General features: G+C 40.8%; 18 protein-coding genes and 1 riboswitch. Of the genes, 9 read left to right on the top strand and 9 right to left on the bottom strand.

Annotation, left to right across the window (positions count from 1 at the left end):
• Positions 1-187 precede the first annotated feature (187 nt).
• The 5 genes from LF817_RS11950 to LF817_RS11935 form a co-directional block, all read right to left on the bottom strand.
• On the bottom strand, positions 188-859 hold the full coding sequence (locus tag LF817_RS11950; RefSeq protein WP_253936054.1) for a Dph6-related ATP pyrophosphatase: 672 nt from the start codon (positions 857-859) through the stop codon (positions 188-190).
• A 254-nt stretch (positions 860-1,113) separates the two neighbouring features.
• Complete coding sequence (locus LF817_RS20415; RefSeq protein ID WP_352232265.1) at positions 1,114-1,191, bottom strand: putative holin-like toxin; 78 nt, start codon at positions 1,189-1,191, stop codon at positions 1,114-1,116.
• A gap of 294 nt (positions 1,192-1,485) precedes the next feature.
• Entirely contained in the window at positions 1,486-2,475 is a 990-nt protein-coding gene (locus tag LF817_RS11945) for a bile acid:sodium symporter family protein (RefSeq protein WP_253936053.1), read from the bottom strand.
• Entirely contained in the window at positions 2,472-3,863 is a 1,392-nt protein-coding gene (locus LF817_RS11940) for an FAD-binding oxidoreductase (protein ID WP_253936052.1), read from the bottom strand. The genes LF817_RS11945 and LF817_RS11940 overlap by 4 nt, the downstream gene beginning before the upstream one ends.
• A 102-nt stretch (positions 3,864-3,965) precedes the next feature.
• A complete protein-coding gene (locus LF817_RS11935; protein ID WP_253936051.1) occupies positions 3,966-5,552 on the bottom strand; it encodes a solute:sodium symporter family transporter in 1,587 nt (528 codons plus the stop codon).
• A gap of 204 nt (positions 5,553-5,756) precedes the next feature.
• Positions 5,757-5,860, top strand: a riboswitch (TPP riboswitch).
• 93 nt (positions 5,861-5,953) lie between these two features.
• On the opposite strand from LF817_RS11935, the gene LF817_RS11930 reads away from it, so the two are divergent.
• The 4 genes from LF817_RS11930 to LF817_RS11915 are packed head-to-tail and all read left to right on the top strand — an operon-like array spanning position 5,954 to position 9,534.
• Positions 5,954-6,556, top strand: coding sequence for a YkoF family thiamine/hydroxymethylpyrimidine-binding protein (locus tag LF817_RS11930; protein WP_253936050.1), 603 nt, complete (start codon positions 5,954-5,956; stop codon positions 6,554-6,556).
• Entirely contained in the window at positions 6,553-7,131 is a 579-nt protein-coding gene (locus LF817_RS11925) for an ECF transporter S component (protein ID WP_253936049.1), read from the top strand. Before LF817_RS11930 ends, LF817_RS11925 begins: the two co-directional genes overlap by 4 nt.
• The gene (locus tag LF817_RS11920; protein WP_253936048.1) at positions 7,128-8,768 is read left to right on the top strand and encodes an ABC transporter ATP-binding protein; all 1,641 of its coding nucleotides are present in this window, start codon (positions 7,128-7,130) and stop codon (positions 8,766-8,768) included. Before LF817_RS11925 ends, LF817_RS11920 begins: the two co-directional genes overlap by 4 nt.
• Complete coding sequence (locus LF817_RS11915; RefSeq protein WP_253936047.1) at positions 8,755-9,534, top strand: energy-coupling factor transporter transmembrane component T family protein; 780 nt, start codon at positions 8,755-8,757, stop codon at positions 9,532-9,534. The genes LF817_RS11920 and LF817_RS11915 overlap by 14 nt, the downstream gene beginning before the upstream one ends.
• 443 nt (positions 9,535-9,977) lie before the next feature.
• On the opposite strand, the gene LF817_RS11910 is transcribed toward LF817_RS11915, so the two are convergent.
• Positions 9,978-10,505 (bottom strand): hypothetical protein, encoded by a 528-nt coding sequence (locus LF817_RS11910; protein WP_253936046.1) that lies wholly within the window; start codon positions 10,503-10,505, stop codon positions 9,978-9,980.
• A 478-nt stretch (positions 10,506-10,983) separates the two neighbouring features.
• On the opposite strand from LF817_RS11910, the gene LF817_RS11905 reads away from it, so the two are divergent.
• The 5 genes from LF817_RS11905 to LF817_RS11885 all read left to right on the top strand — a co-directional run bounded on the left by LF817_RS11905 (position 10,984) and on the right by LF817_RS11885 (position 15,684).
• Positions 10,984-11,649, top strand: coding sequence for a LuxR C-terminal-related transcriptional regulator (locus LF817_RS11905; RefSeq protein ID WP_253936045.1), 666 nt, complete (start codon positions 10,984-10,986; stop codon positions 11,647-11,649).
• Positions 11,650-11,852: 203 nt separating this feature from the next.
• The gene (locus LF817_RS11900; RefSeq protein ID WP_253936044.1) at positions 11,853-12,746 is read left to right on the top strand and encodes a DUF4047 domain-containing protein; all 894 of its coding nucleotides are present in this window, start codon (positions 11,853-11,855) and stop codon (positions 12,744-12,746) included.
• A gap of 18 nt (positions 12,747-12,764) precedes the next feature.
• A complete protein-coding gene (sipW, locus tag LF817_RS11895; protein ID WP_253936043.1) occupies positions 12,765-13,328 on the top strand; it encodes a signal peptidase I SipW in 564 nt (187 codons plus the stop codon).
• 57 nt (positions 13,329-13,385) lie between these two features.
• On the top strand, positions 13,386-13,982 hold the full coding sequence (locus LF817_RS11890; RefSeq protein ID WP_253936042.1) for a CalY family protein: 597 nt from the start codon (positions 13,386-13,388) through the stop codon (positions 13,980-13,982).
• A 40-nt stretch (positions 13,983-14,022) separates the two neighbouring features.
• Positions 14,023-15,684 carry a M4 family metallopeptidase gene (locus tag LF817_RS11885; RefSeq protein ID WP_253936041.1) on the top strand — a complete coding sequence of 554 codons (1,662 nt, stop codon included), beginning with the start codon at positions 14,023-14,025 and terminating at the stop codon, positions 15,682-15,684.
• A gap of 46 nt (positions 15,685-15,730) precedes the next feature.
• Here the strand turns inward: LF817_RS11885 and LF817_RS11880 are convergent, their stop codons facing one another.
• The 3 genes from LF817_RS11880 to LF817_RS11870 all read right to left on the bottom strand — a co-directional run bounded on the left by LF817_RS11880 (position 15,731) and on the right by LF817_RS11870 (position 17,351).
• Positions 15,731-16,372 carry a FusB/FusC family EF-G-binding protein gene (locus LF817_RS11880; protein WP_253936040.1) on the bottom strand — a complete coding sequence of 214 codons (642 nt, stop codon included), beginning with the start codon at positions 16,370-16,372 and terminating at the stop codon, positions 15,731-15,733.
• Positions 16,373-16,388: 16 nt separating this feature from the next.
• On the bottom strand, positions 16,389-16,760 hold the full coding sequence (locus LF817_RS11875; RefSeq protein ID WP_253936039.1) for a VOC family protein: 372 nt from the start codon (positions 16,758-16,760) through the stop codon (positions 16,389-16,391).
• A 171-nt stretch (positions 16,761-16,931) separates the two neighbouring features.
• Positions 16,932-17,351, bottom strand: a complete 420-nt coding sequence (locus tag LF817_RS11870) for a DUF1801 domain-containing protein (protein ID WP_253936038.1) — start codon at positions 17,349-17,351, stop codon at positions 16,932-16,934.
• Between the last annotated feature and the right edge of the window lie 77 nt (positions 17,352-17,428).

Raw genomic sequence — 17,428 nt, 5'->3', positions numbered from 1 at the left:
AAAACTCTAATCATGCGGTTCATTATAAATAGCCTTCCTATAAACGATTCAGTTTCAATCGGATAGCAAGGCTAATGGATATGATGATGTGATTGTAGGGATGAATTTCTCAGTTTGTTCATAATGTACACACCTCTATTGGAAGAATATTACCATACTTCATGTATGAAGACAAGATATAGTCAGCTCAACTCCTGTATCTTAATTCTATGTGAGCAAAACGTCCGTTCATTGTTTCAAACACGCTTTCTGCCATAACTTTTATTTGCTCATTGAATAGTGGACCATCATAAACGAACGTGTGAAATTCCCCATTCTCTCCGCACGGATCGATATCATCAGGAAGCTCTTTAAGAAAACCGGCGCTGTAAGACCTGCCCAACATTTGCGGTGAAAGCTTTTCTGTGTCCACGGTAGTTATTACTGTTTTAATTCCTAATTCGATAATGTCGGCCGCTGCGTCGCTGGTATCCATCCCCCATAAAGGAAAGACCCCCTTCATGCCGCAACGCTCCAGAAGATTTTCTCTGTACTCTCTAATTTCTTGCAAAAATAAATCGGCAAAAGCGATCATTTCTATGTCTTGCTTCTTAAACTCAGCGAACTGTTGAGAAAGAGTATGTTCGTATGTTTCATTATCAGCGTTTGCTGGTAATTGGACCTCAAAAAGCGGCAAATTCAAGGATTCTGCTTGCTTTTTGATCAATTCTCTTCTTACTTCGTGAACAGGTAACCGCTCACTTTCTGAAGAAGTAGTGGATAGTAAACCTTCCACTCGATAACCTTCGGAATTCAATAACTTGTAAAGAGCTAATGCACTGTCTTTTCCGCCGCTCCATGAAACTATGACCCCTTGCATAAAAGTCTCCTTTCTTCGAGATGTTATGTACATTAGGTATTTTTCTTATTTTCTTTCATATCTTATTACCATAGACAAAGTCTCTGAATCGATCATAACTTCAAACTTCAATAATAGTCAGAATAGATCAATGTATTTCAATTATGAACTTTGAGCTACTTGATATCATGTAGAATTAAAGATATAATTGTTATGAAAAATAAAAACCAAGGTGCCCTCACACCTTGGGATGATTCAGAATGAGTTGAAATTTTCTATTGCTTGTGGTGAATTAAAACCGCTATCAGCATTCCAAAGCTTAACATTACGCTTATTGCTTCAAACGGACTCACAGGCGATCACCTCCTTTTAAGAGGTTTAACTCATTCTGATACAGGACCTGCGATTTGAGTATAGCACAAGTTCATTATAGTATGTGTAATTAGTATTGGTATTTACTTACTAATTTAAGTGAATTCAAGACGGTGCCGCCGTCTTTTTTTGTGGAATTTTTCTCTCATTCCTTACATTCCCCCAAATTTCCCCAGTGAGTGTATAAACTTGGCTTTTATTTTAAATCCCTGTCACTTTGCTGTACTTTTAATACAGCCGCACCTCCTCAGACCCGAAGAGATGCGGCTTATAATTTACTTACTTCCAGTGTTTCTGGCGTTGGGTACAATCGGATTTACCGGGATGTCCTCCTCTTTTTCAACGGGTTTCTTTGACCATACCGTCGCTAAAATCGGTCCTGAAATGTTATGCCAGACAGCCGCTATTACACTTGGCAGCGCTGCTAATGGACCAAAATGAGCCGTTGCCAAAGCTACCCCAAGTCCGGAATTCTGCATACCAACCTCAATTGATATGGCCCGGCGTTTACTCTCATCCAGTCTCATCAGCATTGCCGTTATATAACCAAGAAGCAGACCTAAAAGATTATGAAGCATTACCGCTGTGAATATAAGTAACCCGGATGTTGCGATGCTTTCAACATTTGCTGAAACTACAGCTGAAACGATGACAATGATCGCCACCACAGAAATAAGGGGAATGGCCGTAGTACTCTTATCAACAGCTGCAGGAAATAACCTTCTAATAATAATCCCCAGCGTGATAGGTATGATAATCACATTGACAATTGAGAGGAACATAGCTAAAGGGTCAACAGGCAGCCACTGATCCGCAAGAGCCAGTAGAATAAAAGGCGTTGCTATAGGTGCGAGCAAAGTAGAAAGTGAGGTCATCGCTACAGAGAGTGCCAGATTTCCTCTCGCCAAATATACGATGACGTTTGACGCGGTCCCTCCCGGCACTGAACCCAGTAATACCAATCCAGCAGCTAGTTCGCCAGGGAGTCTTAATACATAAGCAATACCAAGGGCGATTAATGGCATAATCAAATATTGGGCCAGTACACCGATAATGACTGGAAGTGGTTTACTAATAACCAACTTGAAGTCTACCGGCTTTAACGTCAGCCCCATTCCGAACATGACAACCCCTAATAAAATGGTGATGTAACCATTCAAAAACAGGAATGGATCAGGAATGAGATAAGCAACAACCGCAACTCCAATAACCCAGAAAGCAAAGTACTTGCCTGCTGCATTACTGACCGCCTCTAGTATTTTCATGATTTTTCTCTCCTCTGATGGACGAGTTTGTGAGGATTAAGCATTTGGGCGGGATCAAGCGCCAGTTTAATTTTTTCCATGATTTGTAGAGCATGGCCATGTTCTCTCTGCTGATATTTCATCTTGCCTACCCCTACACCGTGCTCTCCAGTACATGTGCCTCCTCGCCCTAATGCATATTCTACAATTTGCTCATTTAAATGCTCAGCATTCTTTACTTCTTGTGAGTCACTTAAGTCCATCATAAGTAGAATGTGGTAATTCCCATCCCCTACATGGCCAAGAATTCCGCCGTTCAGCTGAAGCTTGTCTACTTGTTCCCTTGCGTGTTTAATAGCTCCAGCCAGCTCGGAAATCGGGACACAAACATCGGTCACCATCAGCTTTTTGCCAGGGTTGCCATGTACATAAGCATAAGCGAGATTATGTCTCGCCTCCCACAGCTTATTTCTCGCTGCGTTATCTTCTTCAAAATGAATATCATCACAACGGTGATCCGCAACGATTTCTTTCGTAAATTCAACATCATGCTTTAGACCGGGCTCGTTGCCATGAAACTCTAGAAACAACGTAGGCTTCACTTTGTAATTGGTAGCGCTGAACGTGTTCGCCTGCTTCATCGAAGGCTCGTCCACAAGTTCAACCCGGGCCACCGGAACTCCAGCCTGCAGTATGGAAACCACTGCTTCTACAGCATCATCTACGGTCGGGAAGGAGGCCCTAGCCGCTACTGTATGCTCAGGAATGCCATACACCTTCAAAGTTAATTCAGTGATGCAGCCGAGAGTGCCCTCAGAACCAACAAACAAACTATTCAGGTTATAGCCGGAGGAAGATTTCTGAGCTAAACTTCCTGTATGTATGACCTCACCATCAGCAAGAACTACCTCTAAATCTCGCACCTGGTCGCGCATGACCCCATACTTGACTGAAGTCGTACCACTTGCATTTGTAGCTGCCATCCCTCCGAGCGTCGCGTCTGCTCCAGGGTCGACAGAAAAAAACAAGCCGTACTTTTTTAATTCTTTATTGAGCTGTGACCTTGTCACCCCCGGCTGTACTTTAACGAGAAAATCACTCTCACGAACCTCAAGCACAGAATTCATTTCAGAAAAGTCGATGGTAATCCCGCGGTCATATGGAATCGTGTGACCTTCCAAGCTTGTACCTAGTCCGTAGGGCACAACAGGAACTCCGTAAACGCTTGCAATTTTGACAACCAATTGGACATCTTCTACACTTTCAGGATAAATCACAAAATCCGGTGCACTTGGTTTATGGTAAGACTCATCATGACTATGTTGTTCAATCAAAGTTTCATTTTTAGAAACTTGATGATCCTTCAATGCATTTCGTAATTCTTCATATAAGTTTTCAGTTGTGTTCATAAGTCTATCTCCTTCAAGTTGCATTTTACTAGAATTATACGTATTTATCAGAAAATTACAACATCATTGGTTATGATGTCTCCTGACTATTCCTCAGAAAGCTTAGATAATTCCAGCTGGAGAAAACAAAACATAAAGGAGAACCATGGCAACTAATGCCGCGAAACCTACTGGGTAGACTAACTTCCATGGTGTCATATCCACTTTTGCCTTCTCTTCAAGAACAAAGTCTGTATCTCGCGGTGCCAGTTTACCAATGACCAACATCAGTGTTGTACAAACTACAAATAGAATGCCAAGTATATGAAGAAAATGAACACCAGTATCCCATAGGAATTGAGTGGTTCCGTATGCAGTAATGAATAAAACAAGTGACACTTTAGCAGCAATGGCTGGTACTCTTTTTGTCAAATAGCCTACAATTAGAACCGTTAATATAGGTACGTTATAGAACCCGTTAATGATCTGTAAATATTGAAAGAACCCCTGTGGTACCTTATCAATTAAAGGAGCGATACACATGGCGAACACCGCTAAAACCACACCTATCAATTTCCCTTTTTTCACAATTACTCTGTCTGGAGCATCTGGCTTGAAATACGGTTTGTAAATATTCAGTGTTAATAGTGTAACCGTCGAATTCAGGGCAGAGTTAAAAGAAGAAAGTATTGCTCCGAACAGCACGGCTGCAAAAAAACCTAAAAGCGGTTTCGGCAGTACTTCGCTCACTAGCATGGAGTAAGCATCTGCGGATTCGATATCTGGCCCGAACATGTTATAGGCAATAATTCCTGGAAGAATCAAAAAGACTGGACCGAGTAACTTCAGGAACGCCGCAATTAACACACCTTTTTGACCTTCTTTCAAATTTTTAGCCGCAATTGCTCTTTGCATGATGTGCTGCGCCATCCCCCAATAAAATAAATTCACTAGAAGCATTCCCGTGAACATTGTACTAAAAGGCACCGGACTATCAGCATCTCCTACGGAATTCAATTTCTCGGGTGAGTCTTCCATAATAGTTTGAACACCGTTTCCAAAAGAACCATCACCAAGGGCGAACAACCCAATGATCGGTATCAAAAGTCCCCCTATTAACAAGCCTATTCCATTGATTGAATCGGAGATAGCTACTGCCTTCAACCCTCCAAAGATTGCATAAATCGATCCTATGATACCAACGGTGAATACGGTCACCCACAATCCGGCAGTACGACTTATACCTAGTAAACCTGGAACATCAAAAATACCATTCAGTGCTACTGAGCCGGAATACAAAATAGGAGGCAGCAGGTTAAATACGTAGCCGAATAAGAAGAGAATCGTAACGAATTGTTTCGTGCCAAAGTCATATCGGTCTTCCAAAAAGTCAGGAATCGTTGTAATTCCTCCTTTTAAATAACGAGGAAGTAAAAAGAATGCCACGATGACTAATGCAATTGCAGAACCAACTTCCCAGCCCATCACAGCCAATGTATCCGTATAGCCTTGTTCATTTAAACCTACCAGTTGTTCTGTAGATAAATTTGTTAACATCAAAGAGCCTGCGATTACCCACGCCCCAAGGTTCCTTCCCCCGAGAAAATATCCATCATGGGAATCCAGATCCTCTTTACGAGTAAGCAGATAAGAAATCAGGGCAACCATACCTGTAAAAAACAAAAACGACAAAATGGTAAATATACTCAACTTAACCTCTCCTTCGACTAGCTTTGACATATTCAGTCTTTTTTCGTGTCCCACATTTTACCTTTAATAATGTAAACGTTTCAATAGGTCAAGAGACCCGTATGAAAGTCTAATTCCACTAGAAGGATTTAATCTACTTCTATCTGTTTACAAAACTAGTTAATTACACTATGATAAGATGAAACACGAACTGCATAACGTTACGTCAAGCACTAGGGGAGCTGCATCATGCGGCTGAGAGGAGAATTCTCCGACCCTTACTACCCGAACTAGATAATACTAGCGTGGGGAAGTGCAGTCGACTCTCAATGAATTAAGAAGGTCTATACCTTTTTCGATTGGAGACTGCATTCCCATGGGGTGCAGTTTTTTTGTGTTTTAAAATCGAAGGAGGGTTCAGTATGAATGAACAATGTGGAAATTTAAGGACCGCCGGATGCTCGTTTTCGGTTCATCCGATGTCCGATCAATTTATCGAACATATTTTGGAAAGTCTAAAACACGTGGATACTTCGAAAGTATGGATGGAAACCGACGATGTCACCACAACCGTAAGAGGAAGAATAGAGCATGTTTTTGATGTTACTAAAGCTATCCTGCTTACGATTGCGGACCGTGGTGTACATGTTGCTTTTCAAGGGACGTATTCCATAGGGTGTCCTGGAGATTCTTCGGGTGATGCGTTCATGACGGAGTCGAGAGAACGGATGAATGAACTCAATTCTATTTCAATTGACCAAAAGATTGCAGCCAAGTTCTCCCTCTACCCAATGGGCGGCGGAGATTATATGGACACCATTTACAGTCAAATAGAGAGAATGGAAGCTAACGGTGTGGACGTTTCAAGAGCACACTATTCAACTCGTCTCGATGGCGATACGCATAGTATTTTCGCAGGTCTTGAAGATGTCTTTAGAGAAACGGAAAAAAGCGGTTCGTCCCACACGGTCATGACCGTCACGGTTTCTGCGAATAGCCCATCGAATAAAGAGGATGCATCATGAAGCAATGGAGGTTGAAAGAAATTGTTGTCATGTCAGTGCTGTCGGTCGTTTTTGCTGTCGTCTACCTAGCCTTTTTACCTGTAGGGAAAATTCTTGCCGGCTTGTTTGGTCCTATCGGATACGATTTGATTTTTGGGATTTGGTTTATCGTCTCGATCATCGCTGCTTATATCATACGCAAACCTGGTGCAGCTTTTTTATCAGAAACGATTGCTGCCACTGTGGAAGTACTCCTCGGGAATGCTATAGGACCTATGTTGATCATAAGCGGTATTATTCAGGGGTTAGGAGCTGAGTCGGCATTCGCACTGACCCGTTACAAATATTACAACCTACAAGTGCTCATGCTTGCGGGAATGATGGCTGCACTTTTCAGCTTTGTTTGGGGATATTTCACTTCAGGGTTCGCTGCACTAAGCTCATCTTACGTATTTGCCATGCTTCTCACACGTATGACTAGTGGTGCTTTGATAGCTGGTCTTTTAGGGAAATGGCTGAGTGATGCACTAGCGAAAACGGGTGTACTTGCGAGCTTTGCTCTTGGTAAAGAACAACGAAGGAAGCATGCAGCATGAGTAAGGAAATTATTCGAGCTGAGAACCTTTCCCTTTATTATGAGGAAATGGAACGACCGGTTTTCAGAAATCTTTCTTTTCAAATTCATGCTTGCGAGAATGTATTGATTCTCGGCCCCAGTGGTTCGGGAAAAAGCTCATTGATCCAATGTCTCAATGGCCTATACCCTAGAGAACTGGACGGGACGATGAAAGGCAGTGTAACCGTTAACGGAAAAAGCACACGAGAATTCCAACCAGGCGCAGCAAGTAAGCATGTAGGTGTGGTCTTCCAGGACCCCGAGACCCAGTTTTGTATGCTGACCGTTGAAGACGAAATTGCTTTTGGACTAGAGAATCTGAGGACCCCTGTCCAAGAGATGGAAGCTATAATCAATGACGTTTTACACTCAGTAGGGTTATACGAATTCAAGTCGGCACAGATTTCTAAACTTTCTGGTGGGCAAAAACAAAAACTCGCATTAGCATGTATTTTAGCAATGGAGCCAGAAGTAATTGTACTAGATGAACCAACAGCTAACCTGGACCCAGTTGCCTCAAAAGACTTCGTCGCCACTTTATCTGCCTTGAAACACAAAAGGGACTTCGCTCTCATTGTCATCGAGCATCAGCTGGATGATTGGGTTACTTTATTAGAACGTGCGTTTATTTTACAAAATAATGGAGTCTGCCTCTATGACGGACCATTTCGCAAGGGTATGGAACTTCATGCTGCATCGCTGCAAAAGCAGGGAATATGGATGCCCTTCGCTGCCCAGACCGCCATTAAGAAAAAGATCGCTTTCCTCAGACTTCCGTTACTTATAGAAGAGCTTGTTAACGTAAACAACCCTGAGTTATTAAATGTAAGTCATCCAGCTTCTAAGCATAAACGAGGAGACGTTCTATTAGAAGCTTACAATGTTTCATGGAAAAAAGTAGTCCGATCGACCGCACTCCAAATACACCAACATGAGTTTATCGCTATTGTTGGTGCCAATGGTAGTGGCAAAACCTCGCTTTCCCGTTTACTTGCAGGTATCTCTAAGCCGTCCAAAGGAAAAATTTCCTTTCAAGGAAAACTTCTTTCACAGTGGAAAGAACGTCATTTATACGAGAAGCTTGGATACGTTTTCCAAAATCCTGAGCATCAGTTCATCACTGATTCAGTTTATGAAGAAATAGCTTTTGGACTTCGCATTATGTACCCGGATAGCCAGGAGGCAGAACGAAAAACGGATAAGATTCTTGCACAATTTCATTTAGAACAATGGAAGCATCATCATCCTTTCGCTTTAAGTCAAGGCCAAAAAAGACGGCTGAGTGTAGCTGCTATGCTTGCAAATGATCAGTCCCTTCTCTTCCTGGACGAGCCTACGTTCGGCCAGGATGCCGCTTCTACAGACAAACTTATGGAACTATTAATGGATAAATTCAACAAAGGGACTTCGATTGTCATGATCACTCATGATATGAATCTCGTCGATCAGTATGCTACAAGAGTTCTTGTTGTTGACGAGGGACGCATTGCAGCCGATGTAAGTCCAGCTAAGCTATGGGTACGCGGTGACCTTGATGATTTTCAATTAACCTATCCTAATCGTATTGAACTTGAACGGATGCTGAAGAAAAGGAAGGATTCCTATGTACCTTCATAATGTAAATCCTAGTGTAAAGGCTTTAACGATCGTAGGTCTCGTATTTGTTCTCGCTTTTCTTTTTGACCCGATTACACCACTAATCTATATTTTTTGGACGCTGCTCATTACATTTTCATTCGGTTCTTTCCGAAAAAAATATTACATCATCTATTTTCTTTCTTTTCTCTTATTCGCTTTTGGAATGCTTTGGAGTTCAATTATTTTTGCAGATGTTCCCAACGATCCAGCAGAACAAGTCACCATTCTGGGCTGGGAGGTTCCTAAAGAAGACCTGCTCGTCGCCATATCGCTATCACTGAGAATACTAGCATTTGCGACATTATCACTGCTTTTCGTTTTTACAACGAATATGGTTCAATTTATCCTCAGTTTAATTCAGCAGTTAAAGCTTCCACCAAAATTAGCTTATGGAATACTAGCAGGATATCGTTTTTTACCTATGATGAAAGATGAGTTCCAGCACATTCGGTCAGCGCATCGTTTACGAGGATTGAACGAGGCTGCATCATTCCCAGCCAAACTCCAGCAATTTCAAAGATTTGCTATTCCACTGCTGGCTGGTGCCATACGTAAAGCTGAAAGAACAGCCGTTGCTATGGAGTCCAAGGGTTTTACCGGTGACCGGAATAGAACTTACTACCGGCCAATCACGATATCAAAAAAAGATTGGATTTTTCCTATCATCATGTTTTCTATGCTAGGTCTGCTCATAGCAGTATCAGTGAAATTCGGCTACTTTTCCTGGTATAGCGGACAGTTTTAATGAAGCTACAGACCGGCGAAACTCAATTCTTCAGCAAAAGCTCCATGTAGTGGAAGACTCAGGTTCGAGCCATCATGAGAATTTAGGGGCTCCGGGAAACGGATCGCTTTCCGGGGGGCGGGCGCTGAGCCTCCTCAAGCTTCACTCTCCGGGGTCTCACCTGTCCCGCTCCTCCCCCAGGAGTCTCTCCGTTTCCCTCCGCCCCTCTGCCATATAAGTTTCTCGAAACCGCTTCAACCAAAGCAAAAAAATTAGGGGTGAGCGGACCAACCCTCCTGTATACAAACTCCCATTTAATTGTTTCTTTTATTTTTCCAACACTTTAGGTGTTATATACGATAATGACACAAAACGAAAAACCTCATTACTCCATGCAATGAGGTTTTTCGTTTTGTTATTAATCAACTTCAAACAGAAACTTTTAAAAAGTTACCGCCAGTAACTTATTCCAAAGTTTCTGTGACATTCCAAATTTTGTCTGATCCATTATACGAATTTAAAGCGATATCAAGATCATGGAACATCCGATGAAGATCTCTTACATCATCAAGATCTTCTCCATCCATGACGTTATTAGCAAGCCCCTTGATTTTACTTAAATCATTTTGCAGCGGGTCAAACTCTACGTCTGGGGAAAGGTTTTCGATTTCAGATAAAACCTCTTCAGCTTTTGACCGCTGCTCGTCCCAATCTATGCTTGCCGTTCTCCCGTAGCCGGTCGTTTCGTTATAAAAATCATGGGTATCACTGACAAAATCACCAACTTCTACATGATCCTTTCCAACGGTCTTTTGAGTTTCTTCTATTTGATCTGTGGAAGTTTCTTCTTCGTTTGTTTCAGCCGTGGCCGTTTCATCGTCGGATTGTTGTGCAGTGATGTCAGTGACAACAAAATAAATTAATAAACCGACACCTATTAATGCGACGAGAAAAAGTCCCGCCATAATTTTTTTGAAAGATGAATTTAACATTTCATGCTCCTTTTCAATTACATTTGCTAACATTTTATAGAGACTAAATAAGTATATTAATCTCCTTTATAAGGATAAACTCTTATAAAGATCGGCTATAATAGTGATACAAACGTAACACCTAATGTATTTTTTGTAAAATATACCTATTATTGTAGTTCATATACTCTAAAAAAACCACCACATCACGATTCCTTTATTGAGAACATTTTTTTGTATTACAGTGGAAAGAAACCGACCTTGATGGTAATATATGTATTATACATAAAGATTAGGGGACATGTTCTCTGTGGAACATGTGGGATAATACAGCTTTAAAACACCGTTTAACTATTCAAAACTACGTTATCGGTTTAGAATAACCTTTGTAGATTATTGTCTTAGTTTTGTTCGTTATGTAGAATTAAAATGTTGTATTTTGATGATTTTCGTCTAAGTAGTTTTTCTTGCGTAATTAAAACAGGAGGTAGAAAATTCTATGATAAGTGTTATGGTAGTTGATGATCATACTGTTTTAAGAGATGGAATTTCCCACGTAATCAACTTGGAAAAAAACATGGAAGTCATAGCAGAAGCGAGTCGTCCTATCGAAGTGAAAGAAAAGCTGACGGAAATTCAACCGGATATTATCATATTGGATATCCATCTACACGGAGAAAGCGGAATTGAATTAACATCATATATTACACAGTACCACTCCACAAGTAAAGTACTCATTCTCACTGTAGCTGATGACGAACAATATTTACAAAATGCTCTTGATGCCGGTGCCTCAGGCTACTTATTAAAAGAAACAACGAGTGAAGAATTGATTTATGGAATTATGAACGTGTATAAAGGGGATTGTGTGCTCCCCCCCTCTATGACTAAGGATTTGTTAATACATTATCGCAGCCGAAAACATTCACTATCACCTGAAACAACTCTTACTCAACGAGAACAAGAAGTGTTAAGAGAATTATCTAAAGGTTTAACTAATAAAGAGATTGCCCGCATCCTTTTCATCAGTGACAAAACAGTAAAAATACACATAAGCAATATTTACAAGAAGCTAAAAGTCAAAAGCCGATCTCAGGCAATTATTTATGCCGTGCAGAAAAATTTGTTCCCTTCTGTAGAATTGGTTCATAGCACGCAAACTTAAACCCTCAACTGAGGGTTTTTTTTATGCTCCCAGTTATAACAATGTACTAGTTTCATAGTACAGATGCAGTAGTCCACCCTCTTACTTTTGCCCGAGTAAAATATGCCGCATGGCTAATATAAAGAAAATCCACACTCCTCCATAATAGATATAGAGAGATTATTCTTTTGATAAACCGACAAACGTCTCAAGGGGGGAATGGAATGGATAGTCGAAAAAGAAAGCCATTCAAACAATTAATCATGAGAATGACCTTTCTCTCTTTATTTGTGGGGTTGTCTTCTCAATTAGTTTCAGAAACGGAGGCGGCCTTCCTTTCTAACGAAAAAGAAACGATGTCTATAACTACAGCAGACATATTTCCACAAGCAGCAGAAGAAACAGTGAAAGAGCTTGAACAAAATTACGATGAAGCCTATGAAATCTATAAAGACTCATTAGACAAACCAATAAACTACAATACTCTTGATGAAATCGCCGAATCGAAACAATCCCTCACATCTAATCTTGAGCAATTAATTAGGCTTATGACAGAATTCAATAGTTTATATGAAGAAATCATTACTACGTTCAAAAATGAAGAGAATGTAAAGGTGTCTCTTAGGAAAGCAAACGAAATCTATGATAAATCTACTGAAATAGAGCTATCGAAGATCGAAAAAAGAATAAATCAACTGATGGATAAGGAAGAGGATCTAAAGGAGCAAGAAAAGCAAGAACTCAAAGAACAAAAAGAACAGGAAATCGAAGAACAAGAAATGCAAGAACTCGAAGAACAAAAAGAACAGGAAACTGAAGAACAAGAAAAGCAAGAACTTGAAGAACAAAAAGAACAGGAAATCGAAGAACAAGAAATGCAAGAACTCGAAGAACAAAAAGAACAGGAAATCGAAGAACAAGAAATGCAAGATGATAAAGAAAACAAGAAACAAAATGAACAAATGAAAGATGAGGTACCAGATGGAAAAGATCCAAAGAAAGAGTCATCTGCAGAAGAAACCTCTACTGATAATAAAGAAAAATCTGAAGGTGACGATTCAACTGAGGAAAAGGATGATACTGCAGATAAGGATGAAATGTCCAGCGAAACGAAATAAATCAGGGAGGTAAGTAGAATGAAAAAGCTTTTAAAAATTCTCTCAACGTTATTTACAGGCTTTTGTGTCGTGATCATCGTTTGTCTGGCCGTTTTAGTCATTTCAGTGAAAGCAAGCGGCGGTGAACCTACCATTTTTGGCTATCAATTCAAAACAGTGCTGTCAGGTTCGATGGAACCGACTTTTGACACCGGCTCCATTATTGCTATCGAGCTTACAGATGAAGGTGAAAGTTTTAATAAAAACGATATCGTCACATTTGTGGATAAGGATGAGAATCTAGTTACTCACCGTGTAACCGATATTCAGCAAACAAAAGCAGAGACACTTTATACAACAAAAGGTGACAACAACGAGGGTGCAGATATAGAACCTGTTCTTTCAACTAATATAGTAGGGAAATACGCGGGTTATACTATTCCCTACGCAGGATTCCTGTTGAATTATGCTAATTCTAAATTAGGCTCCGCTTTACTCTTATTCATTCCAGGGCTGCTTTTATTCTCTTCGTCTATTTTGACGCTAAGACGCACGCTTCTGGGTTTCAAAAAAGAGCACGAAGCTTCAACCGCAAGATCATAATGGTTTCACTTCTTATGCATCCGTATAAGAATTCACAATATTTAAGGAGGAGTTAAGATGGGGTTTTTCAAGAAGGTTAGTGCAGGTATGTTAACCGCTTCGTTAGGTTTATCACTTATGGGAGGAGGTACATACGCTTATTTCAGTGATTCAGAAACAACGAACAATACGTTCGGGATGGGGACGCTGGATGTGTCTGTAGACCCACAAGTCATCGTCGATATTAAGGATTTGAAGCCAGGCGATACGGTATTGCGTGAATTTGCTTTAGCAAACGAGGGAACGCTGGACATTAAATCTATAAGTCTATTGACAGATTATAATGTCATAGACAGCAAAGGAGATAACGGAAGCGAGGATTTAGGGGACCACATCCGTGTGAATTTCCTTTGGAACTGGGATAAGGAAAGTGAGCCGGTCTTTGAAACTACTTTAAGTGAACTACAATCTCTGGATCCAGATGTCGTCGCTAAGGATATCTTCGATCCACTCTGGGAGCAGCGCGGGGGATTAGACGTTGGTAGTCAAGATACACTTTGGGTTGAATTTGAATTTGTGGATAATGATGAAGACCAGAATGTTTTCCAGGGTGATGATTTGAACCTTGAATGGGAATTCAATGCAAAACAAACGGAAGGCGAAGATTACGAATAAGAAGAAATAAAACTAAACCAATTTGAGGAGGAAGATTGATTTGAAAAAGAAAATATTTTCATCGTCTCTAGCCTTAACCATCGCCTTAGGCGGCCTTACATTCGGAGCCACCCCTGTCCTCGCAGATACGAGTGAAATGAAAATGAATGAAAAGTACGGGACACCTTCTTACATTATCGAGGATTGGAAGATGCCTAACCTCATGCTTTCAAAAAGCAGCTTATCTGAAGAAGATGTCGCTTTCGCATATTTAGAACATCAGAAGGAAAAATTCAAATTGAAGGGCAATATGAAGAAAGACTTTAAAGTGATTGAAACGCAAGAAGATAAGCAGAACGGAACTTACCACGTGCGCTTAATAGAGGAGCAGGATGGCGTACCGATCTACGGATCTCATCAAACGGTCGCTTTAAATGATAAGCAGGAAGTAAAAGCATTCTTCGGAGAAGTCATACCTGAGAAAGAAAAGAAACAGGTAGATACCACTCCTTCACTGCAATCTGATAAAGCTGTAGATATAGCTGTATCATCGATTGAAGAGGAAATTGGCAAGGTAGAAGATTTTGATGCGGCCCCTTCCAGCGAGCTTTTCATTTATGAAATGGATGGAGAATTTCACCTGACGTATCTCGTCAAAGCTTCTACATCAAAACCAGCTCCGGGGTATTGGCATTATTTTATCGATGCTAAAACGGGAGATATCGTCGACAACTACAATGCGATAGACCACGTCACAGCTTTCGGAGAGGGAGTCTTAGGAGATCGGACCAAATTCCAGGCTACCTCTGCAGACGGAGGATATTATTTGTTCGATGAAACTAGAGGAGATGGAATACACACGTTTGACGCTCTTGAAATGGATCCAAACCTATTCAACCGGTTCTCCCAGTTGATCGGCTATCACGGGGATGAAGTGACCAGCGGACATAAATTCTTCTCGGATTCAGCGGCTGTAGATGCTCACGCCCACGCCGGCGAGGTGTATGATTATTTCAAGGAAACCTTCAACCGTGATTCTTTTGATGATAATGGAGCACGCATGATTTCATCTGTTCATGTCGGTGAGAATTGGAATAACGCCGCATGGAATGGTGTGCAAATGATGTATGGAGATGGGGATGGCGAAAATTTCGTGCCTTTATCAGGGGCAGTTGATGTCATTGGCCATGAAATGACACATGCCGTTACTGACCGGTCAGCAGATCTTGTCTATCAAGATGAACCTGGTGCTTTAAATGAGTCATTCTCAGATATACTTGGGGCGATGGTAGACAGAGACGATTGGCTGATGGGTGAAGATATTTACACGCCCGGTATCGAAGGAGACGCTCTTCGTTCATTAAAAGACCCGTCTTCTATTCCTAATCCTCTTGAGGAAGGAAAAGGATACCCTGACCATTATAGTGAGTTGTATACAGGTGACTTGGATAACGGCGGTGTACACGTAAACTCAAGTATTAACAATAAAGCGGCCTACCTTCTATCTGAAGGTGGTACACACTATGATGTGACCGTTGAAGGTGTCGGAAGAAAAGCTACCGAACAAATCTACTACCGTGCGCTTACCAAATATCTGACGGCTACCTCTGACTTCAGCATGATGAGGCAGGCTGCGGTTCAATCAGCCATAGACCTGTACGGAATTGATTCGCAGGAAGTGTTTTCCGTACACCAGGCTTATGATGCCATTGGTGTAGAGTAAGATTCCCAAATAGACAGGCTGCTTTCGTATGAATCAGCCTGTCTATTTATTGGTTAACCATTAAACGATCTACAAACTCATAAAATGGATCGATCTTTGTAAGATGCTGGTTACAAGCCATACTGTCCTGGCAGATATAATTTCCTCTCTTTACAGTATGCTGATCGGATTCTTTAATAGTTGTTGTGAACATCCCTACCCGTTCATACTGATTGCAAATCGAACAAATTCCGTTTTGGCTGGATTTTGTAAATGACCCAGCCATTCCTTGAAGACCTTCTTTCCCTTGAAAGACAATATATTTTCGATGCGCCCCATGATCGTCCCACCCTAAATAGGATAACTCTCTACGATCGACATCAAGCAATAAAGGAAATTTCATCTTTTTAACGTTTGGGAATAATTTTTTTAATGTATTTTCTTTTATTTCCGGAAAAGGAAGTACATAATGCTTAAGTCGTGAAAGTACGAGCACAGCATCGGCCTGGTCTTCTATTTTTGTCACTTGTCTTACCATGTCTTCTTGTTCCCCTGAAAGCTCTTGAAACGATTGAAGCACCTTTTCTTCAGATAGAGACTTTAACGCTTGGAGCACCGAACTATCTTTGACGGTGGAGTGACCATTGATCAGTTGGTGTGTCTGGCTTTTTATTAGATTGAACTGGTCATTGCGAATAAATGATTCCAAACTTACCCCTCCCTCTTTATTTGTTGAATTCGATCAGGTTGCCATCGGGATCGCTTATGAAAACCTGGTGCCACTCTGTTTTATTATCAGGTTTATCGACGAATTCTACGTTATGCTTCTTCAAGTTATCAATAACTGCTTCTATATCCTCCGCCCTTGCAGCAAAATGACCATCACGGCTATCAATTTCTGTAGTACCTCTTAGTGTGTTTCCACCTTCATGTACAATCAAATGAATTTGGGTGGAACCTACTTGATACCATGCGCCGGGAAATCCGAAATCTGGTCGTTCCTCACTTTCTTGAAACCCTAAGACTTCTCCGTAAAAATTTTTTGCTCTGTCTATATCGCTGACTAATAACGAAACATGATGAATCCCTTCATACATAAGCCTGTCCCCTTCCATCTAATCAAAAATTTATTACCTCTATTATCGTTGTTGCTTACGTGTTCATCAAGCTATGTGCCTTTTATATTGTTGAAAGAAAAATTCAGTTCCATAAAATAGAAATACCTGATCAGCCAGGCTCATTCACTAGGCAATCAGGCATCAATTCAATCATTGCGGGTACTTTTCTCTCAAAAAACACATCGACCTTTTGATCAGTTTTTTTAGCACTTTAATATCAATATCATCCAATTTATTAAGATACACACACGCTTTCCCAGTTGTATGCTTCCCAAAACTGCTCAACAGCTCGTCTCTTTTGTTATCTCCTGTGGCAAAATAGAGGCTGATCTTAGATTTTCTCGGTGAAAAACCTGTGAGGGGTGCATCGCCCTCATGACCTGAGTCGTAAATATAATGGTAAGAACCGAAACCAATGATGGTTGGTCCCCACATCTTAGCCTGGTACCCTGTTACTTCAGTGAAAATATCTAATAAAGCATAAGCATCTTCTCGTTTTCTCGGATTTTCAACGCTTTCAATGAACTCTAAGACATTACGATCGTTTTCTTTCGTTTTCAATTCATACACGCTGCCACCTCTTCTCAGAAAATTTAATACTTATCATTAAGTACTTCAATTATTATCTTGTAAAACCTGCATTACTT

It is taken from the genome of Halobacillus sp. A1 (assembly GCF_024189295.1).
Classification (GTDB): Bacteria; Bacillota; Bacilli; order Bacillales; family Halobacillaceae; genus Halobacillus_A.
The sequence above is the reverse complement of the archived record's forward strand: the minus strand, read 5'-3'. Positions and strand labels throughout refer to the sequence as shown.